The sequence below is a fragment of the Nocardia thraciensis genome, from assembly GCF_054782435.1.
This window is the reverse complement of sequence record NZ_BAAGSM010000011.1, coordinates 52,184-68,767: the sequence shown is the minus strand read 5'-3', so window position 1 is coordinate 68,767 and position 16,584 is coordinate 52,184. Positions and strand designations below refer to the sequence as shown.

The following is a 16,584-nucleotide window of genomic DNA, read 5'->3' as shown; positions in this document are numbered from 1 at the left end:
CGCCGTAGGGTAAGCCCGTGCACATCGCGATGTTCACCGATTTTCACCCGGCCACGGTGGGCGGGATCCAATCTTCGGTGAATTCACAACGTCACGCCCTGCAGCGCCTCGGACACCGCGTCACGCTGTTCACCGCCCCCGGACCACCCACCCAAGCCCCGAACATGCGCACACCCACCCACGACCCGAACGCGCACACACCCACCCACGACCCGAACGCGCACACACCCACCCACGACCCGAACGCGCGCACATCCACCCATGACCCGGACGTGTTCTTCTTGTCCGGGTTACGCGGTGTGCTCGTCAACGGCTACCCCGTGGTCATACCGACCAAGGGCAACGATCGGTTCATCGACGGCGTGTTCGCCGCGCGCGGGCCGGTGGATGTCGTGCACGGCCACACCACCTACGGCGTCGGCATCCTGGGCGTGCGGGCCGCGCGGCGCCACGGGCTGCCGCTGGTGCAGTCGGTGCACAGCCGCGACGACGCCTTCATCGCACACACCTCACCCGCGCCGTACCTCACCGCGCTCGCCATGCGCGGGCTGCACGGGCTGTTCCTGCGCGGCTCCGTGCGAACACCGCGCCTCGACGAGTCCCGCGCCGCGCACCACGCGTGGCGCACGGTGGTCGGCCACGCCACGGCGGCCGACGCGGTCGTCGTCCCGTCCCGCCACTTCGCCGATCGGCTGCGCGCCCACGGCCTGGACCGCCCGATGCGCGTGGTGTCCAACGGAATCGACGACGAACTCCTCGCGCACCTCGGCCCATCGGGCCCCGGCCCGCCCGAGTCCGCACCACCACACCACCCCCAACACGCCGAACCCCTTCGGCAGCAAACCCTTTCGACCCCGCGACACCCGGAGGCGGAGATAACAGTGGACAAACCTCGAACCGGCGAGCACACCGCGACCACCGGCGCCGCCCCGACCGCACCGCTGCGCGCGCTGTGGTGCGGGCGGTTGTCGGCCGAGAAGCGCCCGCTCGCGGCCGTCGAGGCGGTGGTTCTCGCCGAGAGCTGCGTACTCGACATCTACGGCGACGGAACGGAATTCGACAAGGTCCGGGAGATCGCGGACGCGGCGGGCGGGCGCATCCGACTGCACGGCGAGGTGAGTCAGGCGGACTGCCTCGCGGCGATGCGCGAACACGATGTGCTGCTGTTCCCGTCGAGCGGTTTCGACACCCAGGGCATGGCGCTGCTGGAGGCGGTCGTGGTCGGCCTGCCGGTGGTCTACTGCGATCGCGATCTGGCCGAATCGATCCCCGAGGGCGGCGGGGTGCGCACGCACGGCCCCTCGCCCGCCGCGATCGCCGAGACGCTGCGGGAGCTGGCCGCCGACCGGTCCCGACTGGCCGATATGCGGGAAAAGCTGGCCGCGCAGGCCGATACGGTCCGGCAGTCGCAGCAGACCGAGAAGATGCTCGACGTCTACGACGAGGCGATCGCGCCGACCACGCCGCCCCGCCCGGAATCCGAAATCCCCACCGCCCCTGGCGCACTCCCCTTGCTCGGCCACAGCCTGCACATCCTGCGCGACGCCCTCGGATTCGTCACCTCCCTCGGCCCGCTCGGCGAGGTGGTGCGGGTACAGCTGGGCCCGCGCCCCGCCTACGTGGTCACGACCCCGGAGCTGGTCCGCGCGGTCGCCTTCGGCGAGGCCGGTGAGTTCCACCGCGAGGAGCTGCGGGAAGCGGTGCAGGAGATCATCCACGAGGCCTCCAATGTGCTCAGCGGCGCACCGCACGAGCTGCGCCGCCGCCTTGTCGCCCCGGCGCTGCGACAGCGTCGCCTGGTCGAATATGCCGGGGCCGCAGCCGATATCGCGGAGCGATGGGCAGACGGGCTGCGGGCGGGCCGGGCCGACCTGATGGACGAGGCGCATCGCGTTGTGCTCGACACCATTTCGGCCACGCTGTTCACCGCGGATTTCAGCGCTGACGCGAAAGACGAGATCCGCGAGCATATTCCGTGGCTGCTGGGCCAGGTGATCCAGCGCGCCGCCCTGCCCCCGGCGGTGCGCCGCCTTCGGCCGCTGGCCGACCGGCGCTTTCGTTCTCGCGCGGCCCGGCTGCGGACCGAGATCGGCGCGGTCGTCACCGAGTATCGCCGCCGCGACAGCGATTTCCACGATGTGCTGTCCGCGCTCATCAGCCATACCGACCAGGAGACCGGGACCCGGCTGTCCGACGAGCAGATCATCGACGAACTGCTGCTCATGCTCGCCGCGGGCATCGGCTCGACCGCGTCGACGCTCGCCTGGCTGTGGCACGAGCTGATGCGCAATCCGGAAATCACGGCCCGGGTGCGCGCGGAAATGGACGAGGTGGTCGGCGCGGGCCCGGTCCGCCCGGAACATGCCGGGGCCCTGCCCTATCTGCGGCGGGTACTGCAGGAGACGCTGCGCATGTGGGCGCCCTGGGTCAGCACGCAGACCGCCGCTGGGGAGGTCCGCGTCGGCGCCTTCGCGCTGCCGCCCGGCGCGACCGTGGCGTTCAGCCCGTACATGATTCACCACGACGCCCGCTGGTTCCCGGATCCGGACACCTTCGATCCCGAGCGCTGGGCGCCCGGCCGCGCCGAGGCCATCGACCGCGCGGCCGTCCTGCCGTTCTCGGTCGGCCCGCGGCACTGCCCCGGCAGCAACTTCGCGATGATGACCATCATCCTGCAGACCGCCGCGCTGCTCACGCACTGGGAGACCGTGCCCCAGCCCGGCTATCGGGTCCGCCCGGCCAGCCGGGATTTCGTCGCCGCGCCCGCGCGGCTCCCGGTGGCTCTGCTCCGCAGGCAGGCGCCCGGGACGTGATGGCGTTCGGCCTCCCCCTCCCGCCGCCGATTCCGGTGGTCCGGGCGGTACAGGCGCTGCGCGACGCCCTCGGCCACGCGTATCGCCGACTCGCGCCCGGGCCCGTCACGCTGATGGAGCTGCTCGCGGCGGGCTGGCTCACGCAGGCTATCCACGCGGCCGCGGCGCTCGGTATCGCCGATGCGCTCGCCGCGGGCCCGCGCACCCGCGCCGAGCTGGCCCGCGCGGTCGGCGCCGACGAGGATGCACTGGGCCGCCTGCTGCGGCTGCTCACCTCCTACGGGATCTTCACCCGCCGCCGCGACGGCCGCTACGCGCTCACCCCGGCCGCCCGGGCGCTCTGCCGAGACGCGCCGGTCTCACTGCGCGACACCGCGCTGTTCTTCGGCTCCGAGACCCATCGCGCGCATTGGTCCCGGCTCGCCGACGCGGTTCGTACGGGCGCACCGGCGACCGGCAGCGCCTCGTTCTTCGAATTCGCCGGCGCCGACCGGGAATTCGGCGACCTGTTCGACCGCGCGATGACGAGCATCGGCTCCCTGACCGCCGAACCTGTCGCCGCCACATACGATTTCGCCCGATTCGGCACGATCGTCGATGTCGGCGGCGGGCAGGGCGCGATGCTGGCGGAGATCTTGACCCGCGCCCCGCACTCACGCGGCATCCTGTTCGACCTGCCGGAGGTGCTGTCCAGCGCCGTCCCCGGTCTCGCCGAAATCGGTGTGGCGGAGAGGGTTTCGCTGCGCGCCGGATCCTTCTTCGACGCCGTGCCACCCGGCGGCGACGCGTATCTGCTCCGGCATGTACTGCACGACTGGCCCGATGATCAGGCCCTGCGGATCCTGCGCACCGTGCGCGCCGCGATGTCCGGCGACTCTCGCCTGCTCGTCGTGGAACTGCTGCTCCCCACCGGCGGCGGGCCGCATCCTGGGAAGTTCGTCGACCTGGAGATGTTGATCCACAGCGGCGGCCGCGAACGCACGGAGGCCGAGTACCGGAACCTGTTGACCGCCGCCGGATTCGCGGTCGGCCGCGTCGTGCCGACCATCTGCCCGGAATCTGTCATCGAGGCTCGCCCGAACTGAAAGGCGCGGTCAGAGCGGGGAATCGTCCGGGTCGACGAATTCGACACCGGTGATGATGTCGGGCTCGATGCGCACGATGTGGTCGCGCGGACCCGGCAGCCAGGGCCGCAGCAGCCCGCGATAGCGCTCCAACTCGTCCGGATCGGTGACCGCCTCGGCGGTCCCGGTGACGATGACGCACCAGCCGCGGTGGGTCCGCTCATCAATGGTGTCGGCCTCGTAGGCCACCACCTGCCGGTCCGGGCTCACGGCGGTGCCGCGGTTGGCGTGGATGACAATCGCGTCGTCGTCGACGATGTGATTGACCGGGCGGATGGTGGGCAGCGCGTAGCGGGCGAACACGATCCGGCCGAACCGCACGCGCGCCAGCAACCGTAGCGACTCGGCGTTGGTCAAGTCGCGCGGAACCTGCTGCGCGGGAGCGCCCATATCCTCGATTATCCGTTCGCGCTCGCCGTCGGCTCGGCTGGTCATTGCGCTGTGTGCCCCGCTCGTCGTGTCCCGTGTGCATGAGGGTCCTAACAACTTTCCCGTAATGCCCCCGGCCCAAACGGAAATGTGCCGAAAAACAGGCGATCGCGCTCAGCCTGCCCGCACTCCGGTCGTCTGCTGCACCAGGTCGGTCCAGCCGTCGGCCAGCGCGGCCAGCCGAAACCAGGCGGCGTGCACCCGCTCGTCGCCGACGTTCTCGACGCTGCGGAGCAGATGGGCGGCGCGCACCTGCGCGGCGGCCATGGCGTCGACGGCGGCGCCGAGGGATTGCGCGCGCGGGCGGGCGACCGTGTGCGCGGCCACCCAGTCGTCAATAGATGCGACGAGTTCGCTACGGCGACCGTCGATTTCGTCCGCGCGCCGCGGATCGCGGTGGCGTGCCAGATGGAGTTCGGCGAGGGCCCGCGCGGTGCGGGTGACCGGATGGTCGCCGGGAACGTCGCCGATGTGGCCGAGGAATGCGGACAGCAGTTCGTGCCAGTCCGGCAGGACGGGGGCGGGGCCGTCGGATCGCCATCGGCCCGCGCTGCGACGGCGGACGACGGCGCGCCCGGCGGGGCGGGCGATCACGGGACCGGCGGACGGCCGATCCATGCCGTCCGGTTGCGGCACGTACATCTGCGTGTACCTCCAAGCGGCGAACGGGCGCACCCGGCGCCGCACGCGGACGCCGGACCGCGAGCCCGGCGCGGCAAGGGCGGACCGCGCCGGATCCGGCGCGCCGCTCTCTGCGAAGGGGACATCTCCTTGCGGCGCCGGGTGCACTGTCAAGCATGCGCGTTTCGCCCGGCCCTGCCACTGCCCTTTCGGTGGCCCTGCGGTGACCATCGGGCCGGATCAGGACAGCACGAGCGCCTGGACGATCAGAGCGACGTACAGCGTAAGGACGAAGACGACGGACGGTACCAGGGGATACGGTGCCCGAGCGGCGCGTCCGCCGCCCGAATCGCCGCCCCGCGCGAACTCAACTGTGCCCCACAGGGGAAACACCAACAGCACCAACGGGATCCAGGCGATCAGGGCGCTCGGTACGGCATACTCCCACGGGCGCACCAGGATCAGATCGCACGCCACCGCCACGACGGCGCACAGCACTCCCGTCGCGGCGCTTCCGATGGGGCCCAGCGCATTCGAGTAGAACTGCTGCCCCGGATGCCGCTCGTGCACGGTCTTGCGGGCGAATTCGAACTGTAGGAAGGCCCCGGCGAAGATCACCGCGACCGCCCCTGCCGCCCAACCGGATCGGGCCTGCCCGGTATCGATCGCCGACGCCACGATGTAGCCGATGATGAACAGCTGCACCGGATAGGTCACCGCCAGGTTCAGCATGATCGCATTCCGCACCGTGGCCGACAGCCGCTCCAATCCCCACAGCACGAGGCCGTAAACCAGTGCCGCGGTGATCATTACGGCCGACCGCACCGACAGTGCCAGCGATCCACCCGCGGCCACCAGCGCGATGGCCCCCATCGCGATCCGCAACTCCCCCGCACGCACCGCGCCGGTTACCAGGGGCCGATCCGGGTGGTATTCGCGGTCGTAGTCCAGATCCTTCTGCTCGTCGACCATCCGCAGGTACAGCAGCACCGCCGCCACCACCGCGATCCGGACGAGGGTGGCGGCACCCGGCCGCCACTGCACGCCCGACACCAGCGCCGCCGTCCCCTCCACGGCCAGCGTGAACAACACCGCATACAGCAGGTAGTGCGGCTCGTACCGCACCCGAGTGAACCGGGCGAGACGCACCACCGCCGAGGCGACGCCCCGGCGGTACCCGGTCGCACGCGTATCACTGTTCATCCGCTGCCCGTTCCTCGGCGTTCACGACTCCCACCGATCCCACATGGTCACCTCGGCCGCGGGCCGTCGCGGCGGTGCGGTATCCGGGCCGGGCCGCAGCCAGGCCACCGGCAGCAGCGCCACCTGGGTGACCTGGTCGAACGGCAGGCCCAGCAGTTCGGCCACCTCGCGCTCGCAGGCCAGGTGCGCGGTGGTGAGGCAGGAGCCGAGCCCGCGGGCGCGCAGCGCCAACTGCAGGTTCCAGACCGCCGGGTACACCGATCCGTAGAAGCTCGCCAGCGTCCGGTCGTCCGCGGCGGGCGGCCGCCCCATCGCGCAGACCAGCACCAGCACCGGAACCTCGTGCAGATGCTCGGCGAGATAGCGCGCCGACGCCAGGTCGGCCAGCTGATCCGGCCGCGGCGTGCGCCCGGACATGTTCTGCTCGAAGCCCTTTCGGTAATATCGCGCGATCTCCCGGCGACGCTGCGGATCCCGCACGACCAGGAACCGCCACGGCTGACGATTCGACCCGCTCGGCGCGCACACCGCGATATCCAGGCATTCCTGGACCTCCTCGCGGCGCACCGGGCGCGAAAGATCCAGTCGGCGCCGGAACGACCGCGTCGTCGTCAACAGGTCGGTCACTCGCACGACAGCTCCTGACGTCCGGCGAATTCGAGTTCGATCCGCGCGGCGACCGTGCCGCTCTGATGAATATCGCATCGAATGGTGGGCGGCGCCAATTCGATAATCTCCGCGGTGCATTCGGCCCCGCGGTCCAACTCCACGAATCTGTCGAAGGCGCTGGCGATGCGGCGTAATCGGGGCGGGCGCGGCATCAGCATCGCCGACGCCGTCTGCCGGGCCGCCTCGATGAGCAGGCTGCCGGGGATGTGGTCGAGCGGATGGTCGAACAGGAACGGATGCGCGGTGTCGGCGGCGAGCGCGGCCGCGGCGACGGCGCCCCTGCGCCGGATCGGCGCGATCACCACATTGCGCCGGTTCTCCCGCGCCACCGCCGCGGGGACGGCGCGCTCGGTATGCACGGGCGCACCGTGAAAAGGACCTAGACCCAGGCTTTCCCGGAACTCGGCCCGCAGCCTGTCCCACTGCCGCGGGGGTATCCAGGTGAAGGATCCGTCGACGGTCATCATCGGCGCGCCGCCGCAGTCGATCTCGAGCACCATGTCCAGTCCGCACACCATGCCCGCGCGCCGATGCCGCCGCGTGATGTAGACGGTCAGGATCAGGTCGGCGGGCGCTCGGCCGATCGACCAGGCGTCGCTGTCGGCGGCGGCCCCGTTGAAGGTGCGCACGATGAACGCCATATCCGTTGGTACGCCGAAATATTCGTGTGTGAGCGCTATCGCCGCCTGCCGGGCCACCTCCATCACCAGCAGCGGGTCGTAGTGCGCGGCAAGAGGTTCGGCGTGATCGCCGTAGTAGGCGTGCATGCGTGGCAGCTGCGCGCCGGCCACGAACTCGTCCGGCGACACGGCGTGCAGCGAGGTGACGAAGACCTCCGATACCGCGCAGCGATGTGCCAGCAGCCGGGAGATGGTGCGCACGTGGCTCGCGGCCTGCACCGTCGCGGTGTCCGTCGTCATGGTCGACCCTCCAACCAATCGTGCGCACCGACCGGCCGCAACGCCTGCGGTCCGGCGCCGGTGCGCATGGGAAGTACCTGGGACCCGAGCACGATCACCGACCACGCGTCCATGGTCCGATCGGCCGCCCATGCCCGGCGCAGCAGCCGCGCGCAGTGCTCGTCGGACTCCGGGTCGAATCCGTCGGGCACGCCGCCGAGATCCGCCAGGATCCGGTCGAGCGCGCGGCCGCGGTCGAAATCGCGTGCGGGCGTGTGGGAGTAGAGGTCATCGGCCAGCGTCACCGCGTACTCCGATCGGTCGGTGCCGGTGCACACCTGCGCCAGCACTCGCGAGCGCGTGCCCTCGTCGAAGTAGATCGCGAACTCGCGCAGCACATCTGCCGGATCGTCGGGCGAATGCACCAGATTCAACAGGTAGCTGTCGCGTCCGAGCAGGTGGCGCAGCTCGCCGGGGCGGCGCTTGCGCGGATCGGTCGCGCCCTTCGACGCGGTCAGCCGCACCGGGGTAGGCAGCTCGCGCACGGGGCCGGCGACCACCAGCACCAGCGCATCCGAGATCTCCACCAGCAGATCGGCCAGCCTGCGGCGCTCGGGCGAGGCGATATTCCAGGCGAAGTACCACAGCGCCCGCACGACATGCCGGTCCGCGGTGAGAGTCCGGGCGCTGACGACGCGGAAGTCGTTGTCTCGCAGCCAGTCCAGGGTGGGCCGAACCGCGCGGGCCACGATCGCGTCGGGCTTCACCAGCACCATCGAGTGCTCGCACGCGAACTTCCCCGCATCCATCCCGACCTCCTCCAGATGCGCAACACACTCCTGCACATAGGTATCGGCGGCATAGGCATCAGCCTTCTCCGCCAGCGGAGTAAGCGCCGCCAACAGCTCACGCAACCCGGAGGTCATACGCACCCACCCCGATCAGTCCCGCCCCGCTCCCCACCAGACTTCCCGGCACCCACGCCACCAGTAACCCCGGCACCCTCACCACCAGTCACCCCGGCACCCCCATCACCAGGCATCCCGGCACCCCCACCACCAGGCATCCCGGCACCCACGCCACCAGTCATCCCGGCATGCTTTTGGCCGGGATCTACGCCCGCTTGCTGCGGATTCCGGCCAAAAGCACGCCGGAATGACTGAGGTGGCGCAGACGCATCAACCCGGAATGACCGAGGTGGCGCTGCCGCATTGGGCCCGGGGTCGGCGTGTGCTGCGAGCACCTCCTGGATCGACGGCAGGGGGGTGCCCAGGTAGCCGGACTCGAGGCAGTAGTCGAGGAGCAGGCGGAGGTATTCCTTGCCGGTGGCGGGTGCCGGACGACCCAGCAGCGCATCGGTATTCGTCGTGTCGAACCGCAACCGGCGCGCGAAATAGCTCGTGTAGAGCGCGCCGATGCGCAAGTAGTACTCACGCTCGACCGGATCCAGGTCCGCCACCGCGAACGAGGCCGCCGGTACGAAGGTGGCCACGTGGAAGGACGGGTACTCGGCGAGCACGTCGGAAACCTCCCGCAGCGAGAGGGTGTCGCGACCCACGGCATGGAAGGTGCGGCCGTGGACCGCGCCGATATCGCGCACGACCGCGGCGACGACGTCCGCGACATGGTCGACCGGCGCCACCGACAGCGTGGCGTCGTAGCGCCCCGGCAGCGAGCGCAGCTTGCCCTCCACAATCAGCTTCACCACCGTGTACAGGTTCTTGTAGTCGCGGATCGCACCGGTGTCGGTGGCGCCGGTCACGATCCCGGGGCGCACGATCGCCCACCGCAGCCCCGGCGTGCCGCGCACCAGCCGCTCGGCGCGGAACTTGCTGTCCTCGTAGCCGTTTCCGAATTCCTGACCGGTGTCGAGATCGGCCTCGGTGACGGTCCCGCCGCGCATGCCGCAGACGTAGGCGGTACTCACGTGCACGAGCGGCACGTCCCAGCGCAGCGCCAGGTCGACGGCGTGCGCGGCGCCGCGCACATTGAGTTCCTCGTATTCCTCTGCGGTGGCGTCGAACGCGGTGGTGGCCGCGGCGTGCACGACCACTCCCACCCGACCCGCCAACTCGGCCTCGGCCGCGGCGGGCAGGCCGAAGCGCGGGCGCCGCACGTTACCGGTCACCGATACGACCCGGTCGACCGACGCGCCGTCGCTGCGGAGGATCTGCGAGTTCCGGTGCAGCACAGTGGTTACCGGTGTTCCGGCGGCGACCAGCCGGGCGGCCACCTCGGCGCCGACCAGCCCGCTGGCCCCGCTCACGAGCACCCCGCACCTCCCGGTCACCGAGCGCCCTCCTTGATCAGGGCGACCACATCGCCGACCCGCCGGACCCCTGCCAGCTGCTCGGGCCGGTAGCGCGGCAACTCGAAGGCGCGTTCCAGGACGACGGTCAGTTCCATCAGGCGCAGCGAATCGAAGCCGAGGTCCTCGACGAGTCGCCGATCGTCCTCCCCGGCGCGCGGTTCGGGAGCCATCGCCTCGATCAGTCGCCGAACCCGTTGCGCCACGGCGTCGTCCACGGTGGTCATCGCGGTCCTCCTTCCCGCAGATGCGGTTGCCTGCCGCCGGAGGTCAGCAGATCGCGGGCCTCGTCCAGCGGCAGATCGGTATCCAGGTAACCGGCGACGCGCAGCCAGTCGTAGCTGATGTCCAGGGTGCGCCGCCACTGCTCCCGCGAGTCGAACGAGGCCGGGAAGTCGTCGCCACCGACGTGGGCGCGCACCCGGGCCACGAGATCGTCGAGCCGAGCCAGCTCGGCCAGGGGATCGTCACCGGCCACGAGCGTCTGCGAAAAGTCTACGCGCCCGGCCGCTTCCACCATCCCTGGGAACTCCGCCCGGCCGCCCGCCGGACCCGGCAGCAGGCGGGCCAGTGTCCGGGCCGGGGCCACATCGGCCGGAAGGGGATGGATACCGTACGCGGACAACAGCATTCGCACACACATGGCCGCCAGCCGGTGCGCCGCGATATCGGCGACCGCGCCCTGACCGCCCTTCACCGCCCCGACGAGATCCTCCCGCGCGTTCTCCAGCACGACGTTCGACCACACCAGATCGAGCGCGCACGCGACGAAACGCGCGGCGGGCAGCGGCGACAGCGTTGCGATCGGCTCGGCGCCCTCCGGCACCGCCTCGCGTGCCGCTCCCGACAGCCCGAGCGCGGGCACGCCACGCCCCGGCGCCGGCGTGTAGGGCCGCAGCGGCTTGCACATCGCCAGCGCCGGGGTGATCGCCCCACCGCCGCGCCACTGCAGGCCCACCAGCCCGAGCCGCACGAATTCGGCCAACTCGGCCCCGATATCGCCGCGCTCTAGCACGTCCCGCACGGATCGCCGCAGCACGACCGACCGCCACGCCCGCCCGCCGCGCTCGGACAACACGAATACGTCACTGTCTCCCCGGATCACATGCACCCGCTCCCCGATGCCCCATGTCGTCACCCCGGGCACCCGAGCCAGCACCACGTGATCGGGATCGTCGACCACACCACAGGCACCGAATCCCGTTGCCAGAGTGAGTGTTTTGCTGAATGACGCCGAGCGGCCCACCGCGCGATAACGAGCGACCACCTCGCGCACGAACCGATCGTCGTCGCCTGCGCGCTCGGCGATCCGGTCCAATTGTTCGGGCAGCCATTTGGTTTCGACATAGGTCTCGCCCCGGCGGGCCGCCCATGCCTTCACCGCCTGCAGCAGCCCGTCGCGAGCCCACTCGTCGGCCTCCTCCCGTTCCCCCATGGCGTGCAGGGCGACCGCGTAGCGCAGCGCCTGCCGGGCGCGTTCGGACCACCAGTCGCCGAGGATCCGCGCGAACTCGTCCGGCGGCAGGGGCGACCGCAATTCGGTGATGTCGGGGCCTCCCGGACCGCTACGCAAGACGGTGCCGTGCAGGAACCGCTGGCAGCGGTTGAGTACGTCCTCGTCCAGCGCCGCCGGGCTGTCGGCCCCGGCGACCCGCTCCAGTTGGCCGCGCAGCTGCCCCGCCGAGCGGGTGCGCACCTCGACACGTCGGCCGTCGATGAACAGCACCGTGGGCAGCGTCGGCAGTTCCTCCGCGCCGGGGGTGACGGCCAGGAAGTCCACGTCCGAACCGGCATTGCCGAATCCCTCGGCGAGCGACCCCTCGAGCAGCATCGCCGAATTCTCCGCTACCGCAACCTGGTTCAGTGCCCGGCCGAGCAGGTCTTGTGCCGCTTCCACAGACAGCACCGGAGACCGTTGTGCGCCGTCACGCATCGGGCCGGGCGACTGAGTTCGCTCACCCACGTCCTCGTGCACCTCGGCCCCGTCCAGTCCGCCGTCGCGGAACAGCTGCCACATATGCCTGCGCCGGGGCTTGCCGCTCGACGTGCGCCGGATGAGCCCGCGCGGACCCGTGACGATCGTGACGGTCTGTGCCGGTCCGAGGGCGCCGCGAACAATGCTGCGGGCCTGCGCCGTCCAGGGCCCGGGCGCGATCTCGGCGAACAGCGCGACCCCCTGCGCCCCGGCATCGGCGAGCGCGACCGCGGCGAGCTTGCCCTTGGTGATCCCGGTTTCGCGCGCCACCCGCGACTCGATGTCCTCCATGAACACCGACCGCCCCCGCACCTTCAAGCTCGATCCCATCCGCCCGAGGACGAAAACCTCACCGCGATACCGGAATCCGGCATCACCGGTGCACAACCGACCGTCCTCGACGCGAGTTCCCCCGTCCGCCGCATCGGTGTAACCCAGGGCCACCGAATCGCCGGTCACCACCATCTCGCCGAGCGTTCCGTCCGGCAGCTCCCGCCCGTCCTCGCCGACGACCCGGACGATCGACTCCGCGGTCGAGTACCCGAGCCCGGTGATCCAGCCCGGACCCGTCACCCACCGGCCGTCGTCGAGGGCCGCCTCGTCCACCACCCGGATCGGCCGCCCGAAGCGCAGGCTCGCGGCGTCCAGGCGCAGTGCGGTCAGCGGCCGGTTGCGGGCCGAGGAGGACACCATCAGCGTCGCCTCCGCCAACCCGTAGGCGAGGGTGAACGCTCGGGCCGAAAACCCCTGGGGCCCGGCCAGTTCGGTGAATGACGCCAGATCGGCGACCTCGACCGGCTCGGACCCCACCGCCAGCGTCCGCCACCCGGACAGATCCAGCGCCGCGATCTGCTCGGGCGAAACCCGGTGCGCCACATAGCCGAGCGCGAAGGACGGCGAGGGCGAGTGCTGCGCGTGCGTCATCGCCCGCAGCCACCGCACCGGGTCGCGGATGAACTGGTCCGGGCGCATCAGATACAGGTCGCCCTGGTTGGTGACGGTGGTGAAGAACGCGCCCACCAGCCCCATGTCGTGGTACAGCGGCAGCCAGGACGCCATAGCCTCCCCGGCCCGCCAGTCGACCAGCCGGGTGATCATCGCGACGTTGTTGGCCAGATTCCGCCACGACACCCGAACCCCACGCGGCGTTCCGGTGGACCCGGAGGTGAACTGCAGCAGCGCACACTCGCCCGGCGCGCCGAACTCCCGCTCGGCCACCGGCTCCGGTTCCCCGACGAGCACCGGCTCGTCGGCGCGCCCCGCCTCCGACATCGCCCGGCGCACCAGCGCCTCCAGGTCCGCCGAGGTCACCACGACGTGCGGCCGCGCCTGTCGCAAAATCTCCGCGACGTGCGAGATGTACTGTGCGACATCGCCGAATGTCGGCGGCGCGACCGGCGTGAACACCCCGCCGCAGGCCCACACCGCGTAGAACGCCGCCACACAGGGGAATCCGGTCGGCATGATCACGCAGGCGCCGGTGCCGCCGACGAGCCCGGCGCCGCGCAGCTGCGCCGCCACCGCCCAGGCCAGGTCCGCCAGGTCCCGGTAGGACCGGAACTCCCAGCCGTCCGCCTCGTCGGCCAGGTGGATGCCGGTGCCGTCGGCGGGATCGGCCAACCAGCCCCGCACCCTCGCGATATCGTCGTCAACCTGCATGCGGATCGTCTCCTTCGGCCAGCACGGTGAGAGTTCCACCGGTGCCGTCGACCCGAACCCGCATTCCGGTACGAATTCTGGTGGTGGCGTCCGGCACCTGCACGACTGTCGGCACGCCGAGTTCACGGGCGACGATCGCGACATGGGTGAGCGGGCTGCCGCGCTCGATGACCAGCGCCGCGGCGGAGGGCAGCGCGGCCACCCACCCCGGATCGGTGCGGTAGGTGACCAGCACCCCGCCCGCGACATCCCGAGGGCGGTCGACCACGACCGCCGTCCCGGTACCGATCCCGGGCCCCGACGGCGTCCCGGTCAGCACCGCTCCGGCCATCGCGGCGGGCATATCGGTGACCGGCACCCAACCCTGCGCGGCCAGTTCGGCCCGCCCGAAACCCGGGCCGCGGGTGACGAAGCGTGCGGGTGCCACCAGCCGGGAGTCGCTGGCGCGCTGCTGCTTTCGGGCCGCGATCACCCCGCGCAGCGACTCGGTCTCCGCGCCCTCGTAGCAGCCGCGCAGTTCCTGCACCGTCAGCTGGAACACATCGGCGAAGTCGTCGATCACTCCCCGGGCGACCAGATCCCTGCCCATCGCCCGGATCATCCGCTTCACCATGCCGAAGGCGCGGGTGCGGCAGAACCGCAGTCGCTCCCGATGCGCGGCGCAGCGGCCGACCTTGCGGCGCAGTCGTTCGTACAGCGCGCGCCGCACACCGCGCAGCCGCGCGTCCAGATAGGCGTCCGCTTCACCGCCGCGCCGGGACCGTTCCTGCGGCAGCGCACCGCGCAGCAGTACGAACAGGCTCGCCGGATCCTCGCGCAGGTCCGGCGTCTCCAACTTCAGTTCGTCGATGCTGCGGTAGCCGTAGCGGGCGACGTAATCGTCCACGAGCGCGAGGAATTCGGTGCGACCGGCGGCCCGCAGCTCCGCGCGAACGCGTTCGGGCGCAACTTTCTCGACGATCTCGCGCAGCCCCGGATCCGACCGCACCACCTCCGCCATCGCCGCCATGGCGCGGGCCGGTTCGGCCGATTCCACGTCTTCCCCCGGGCTCGCGGCCGCATACAGGAACCATTCCGGCGCCTTCGGCAGCAGTAGCCGGGTCAGCACGTACAACAGGCCGGTGAGGGTCAGCAGAATGGCATCGAGCACCATCAGCGGGCCCCACCGCCGGACCAGTTCGCTATCCAGTTCGCGGTAGCGGGAGTAGGCCTGTCGCCCGGTCAGCTCGGCGTCATCGAGGGCGTCGAATTCGTCGTAGACGCGGTAGAACTCGGTCAGAAACCGCCGCATCATGGCGTCGATACCGGCGATGCGCCGCAGGTAGGTCGCCGTGGTTACCGTGCGCGACCACAGCCTCGCCGCCGGATTGGCAAAGGTGAAGGGGCGCAGCGTTTTCGCGACCTCGTCCGGCAGCGGCTCCGCGACGCCGAGCGCCGCCTCCAGCACGCGGCGGTTGAGCGGATAGCCCGGTGCGATGCCCACCATCCGATACCAGTGCAGCAGGTTGTAGTACACCCGGCCGTGAAAGGTGCCCAGCAACACGCCCGTCCAGGCGTCGGTCTGGCGCAGCTGACGCGGCGGCACCCGCAGCGACTCCGCGTACCCGCGGTAGACCCGGCCGTAGATGTCGGCGGCCGTGGTGAAGGTCAGCGGCGAGGTCAGGCCGTTGAAGCTCTCGATGATGTTGGAGTTGTCCCAGATTCGCAACTCCCCTGGCTCCAGCTGTTCACCGGCGCCGCGCAGCCGCACCCCTACCGCGGTGGTGATCGGCCGCGCCTGCAGCACCCACAGGCCCCGCTCATCGATCGCCCACTCGATGTCCTGCGGTGTGCCGAACGCCGACTCGATCCGGCGGCCCAGCTCGACCAGCTCCGCCACCTCGGCGTCCGACAGCGCCGCCTCCGCGCTCCGTTCGGCGGCTACCGGCACCGCCACGCAGCCGTACTCGCCGTCGGGACGGTACGCCGTCGTCTTCTCACCTCGCACCGACTCTACGACGGCACCCGAAATCCTGTCCACCACAATCGAATCGGCGTCGACGGCGCCGGATACGAGACCCTCGCCCAGGCCGTGGACGGCGCCGATCACGAGTTCGTCCGGCGCGCCGGTCATCGGGTTGGCCGTGAACAGCACGCCCCCGGCTCGGGCGGCGACGAGCCGCTGCAACACCACCGCGGGCGCGGCGGGCAGTGGCAGGCCGTGGGCGAAGGCGTAGCGGACCACGCGCTCGGAGTACGCCGAGGCCCAGCACGCCAGCACCGCCGCGCCGACCGCCGCGCCCCGCCGGTTCAGCAGCGAATCGAACTGGCCCGCATACGAATACCCCGCACCGTCCTCCACCGCAGCCGACGAGCGGACCGCCACCGCCACATCGCCGAGCCGCGCGCACGCCTCCCGGACGCGGTCGGCGACCACGGGCGGCAGCGCCGCCGCCAGGATGCGCTCGCGCAGTGCGGCGCCGCGCCGGAGCGCCTGATCCATATCGGCGGACTCGGTGAATTCCGCTGCCGCAGCGATTATTTCAGATCCCAGCTCGTGAAAGAGCGCTGATTCCAGCGTCACCCATTCCGGCACCCGGAATCCTGCCCGCCGCAGCCTCCACAGGCCGCTTGCCTTACCGCCGTAGGCGTCGGCGTCCCCGGTGTCCGGATCCAGCACGTGCACGGCACCCTCCCGTCACAGGCGCGGGCGCCGCCTGCGCGGCGGTTGCGCCGCGGGTTCTGCCACGGTATATCTGAAACATTCAACTTTCGGACGTCCCTCGACGGGACGGCCCGGAATACTCTTGGTGCGCAGGCGGTCACCACGGTGTTGTTCGGATATATCGAGTGTCATCCAGGTGCGTTAACGTACGCACCCCACGGATCCAGGATTCCGGATGGT

General features: G+C 70.9%; 12 protein-coding genes. 2 read left to right on the top strand and 10 right to left on the bottom strand.

The window, feature by feature from the left end:
- Window positions 1–17 precede the first annotated feature (17 nt).
- Both ACYVLQ_RS05345 and ACYVLQ_RS05340 read left to right on the top strand, forming a co-directional pair.
- A complete protein-coding gene (locus ACYVLQ_RS05345) occupies window positions 18–2,813 on the top strand; it encodes a cytochrome P450 (protein ID WP_460696246.1) in 2,796 nt (931 codons plus the stop codon).
- Entirely contained in the window at window positions 2,813–3,898 is a 1,086-nt protein-coding gene (locus tag ACYVLQ_RS05340) for a methyltransferase (protein WP_460696245.1), read from the top strand. The genes ACYVLQ_RS05345 and ACYVLQ_RS05340 overlap by 1 nt, the downstream gene beginning before the upstream one ends.
- 9 nt (window positions 3,899–3,907) lie before the next feature.
- On the opposite strand, the gene ACYVLQ_RS05335 is transcribed toward ACYVLQ_RS05340, so the two are convergent.
- The 10 genes from ACYVLQ_RS05335 to ACYVLQ_RS05290 form a co-directional block, all read right to left on the bottom strand.
- Window positions 3,908–4,372 (bottom strand): pyridoxamine 5'-phosphate oxidase family protein, encoded by a 465-nt coding sequence (locus ACYVLQ_RS05335; protein ID WP_460696244.1) that lies wholly within the window; start codon window positions 4,370–4,372, stop codon window positions 3,908–3,910.
- A gap of 108 nt (window positions 4,373–4,480) precedes the next feature.
- A complete protein-coding gene (locus ACYVLQ_RS05330) occupies window positions 4,481–5,008 on the bottom strand; it encodes a DUF4254 domain-containing protein (RefSeq protein ID WP_460696243.1) in 528 nt (175 codons plus the stop codon).
- A 219-nt stretch (window positions 5,009–5,227) separates the two neighbouring features.
- Entirely contained in the window at window positions 5,228–6,190 is a 963-nt protein-coding gene (locus ACYVLQ_RS05325) for a hypothetical protein (protein ID WP_460696242.1), read from the bottom strand.
- Window positions 6,191–6,211: 21 nt separating this feature from the next.
- A complete protein-coding gene (locus tag ACYVLQ_RS05320) occupies window positions 6,212–6,823 on the bottom strand; it encodes a nitroreductase family protein (RefSeq protein ID WP_460696241.1) in 612 nt (203 codons plus the stop codon).
- Window positions 6,814–7,779: a ScbA/BarX family gamma-butyrolactone biosynthesis protein gene (locus ACYVLQ_RS05315; RefSeq protein ID WP_460696240.1), complete on the bottom strand. Its 966-nt coding sequence runs from the start codon at window positions 7,777–7,779 to the stop codon at window positions 6,814–6,816. The genes ACYVLQ_RS05320 and ACYVLQ_RS05315 overlap by 10 nt, the downstream gene beginning before the upstream one ends.
- Complete coding sequence (locus ACYVLQ_RS05310; protein WP_460696239.1) at window positions 7,776–8,684, bottom strand: nucleoside-diphosphate kinase; 909 nt, start codon at window positions 8,682–8,684, stop codon at window positions 7,776–7,778. The genes ACYVLQ_RS05315 and ACYVLQ_RS05310 overlap by 4 nt, the downstream gene beginning before the upstream one ends.
- Window positions 8,681–10,048 (bottom strand): SDR family oxidoreductase, encoded by a 1,368-nt coding sequence (locus ACYVLQ_RS05305; RefSeq protein WP_460696238.1) that lies wholly within the window; start codon window positions 10,046–10,048, stop codon window positions 8,681–8,683. Before ACYVLQ_RS05305 ends, ACYVLQ_RS05310 begins: the two co-directional genes overlap by 4 nt.
- Window positions 10,045–10,293, bottom strand: a complete 249-nt coding sequence (locus ACYVLQ_RS05300) for an acyl carrier protein (protein WP_460696237.1) — start codon at window positions 10,291–10,293, stop codon at window positions 10,045–10,047. The genes ACYVLQ_RS05305 and ACYVLQ_RS05300 overlap by 4 nt, the downstream gene beginning before the upstream one ends.
- A complete protein-coding gene (locus ACYVLQ_RS05295) occupies window positions 10,290–13,700 on the bottom strand; it encodes an AMP-binding protein (RefSeq protein ID WP_460696236.1) in 3,411 nt (1,136 codons plus the stop codon). The genes ACYVLQ_RS05300 and ACYVLQ_RS05295 overlap by 4 nt, the downstream gene beginning before the upstream one ends.
- Window positions 13,690–16,365, bottom strand: coding sequence for a phosphoenolpyruvate synthase (locus ACYVLQ_RS05290; RefSeq protein ID WP_460696235.1), 2,676 nt, complete (start codon window positions 16,363–16,365; stop codon window positions 13,690–13,692). The genes ACYVLQ_RS05295 and ACYVLQ_RS05290 overlap by 11 nt, the downstream gene beginning before the upstream one ends.
- Window positions 16,366–16,584 lie beyond the last annotated feature (219 nt).

Excerpts from the sequence above, each read along its gene's own strand:
- ACYVLQ_RS05335 (WP_460696244.1), bottom strand. The coding sequence starts at position 4,372 with ATGACCAGCCGAGCCGACGGCGAGCGCGAACGGATAATCGAGGATATG.
- ACYVLQ_RS05325 (WP_460696242.1), bottom strand. The coding sequence starts at position 6,190 with ATGAACAGTGATACGCGTGCGACCGGGTACCGCCGGGGCGTCGCCTCG.
- ACYVLQ_RS05310 (WP_460696239.1), bottom strand. The coding sequence starts at position 8,684 with ATGACCTCCGGGTTGCGTGAGCTGTTGGCGGCGCTTACTCCGCTGGCG.
- ACYVLQ_RS05315 (WP_460696240.1), bottom strand. The coding sequence starts at position 7,779 with ATGACGACGGACACCGCGACGGTGCAGGCCGCGAGCCACGTGCGCACC.
- ACYVLQ_RS05340 (WP_460696245.1), top strand. The coding sequence starts at position 2,813 with ATGGCGTTCGGCCTCCCCCTCCCGCCGCCGATTCCGGTGGTCCGGGCG.
- ACYVLQ_RS05300 (WP_460696237.1), bottom strand. The coding sequence starts at position 10,293 with ATGACCACCGTGGACGACGCCGTGGCGCAACGGGTTCGGCGACTGATC.
- ACYVLQ_RS05330 (WP_460696243.1), bottom strand. The coding sequence starts at position 5,008 with ATGTACGTGCCGCAACCGGACGGCATGGATCGGCCGTCCGCCGGTCCC.
- ACYVLQ_RS05295 (WP_460696236.1), bottom strand. The coding sequence starts at position 13,700 with ATGCAGGTTGACGACGATATCGCGAGGGTGCGGGGCTGGTTGGCCGAT.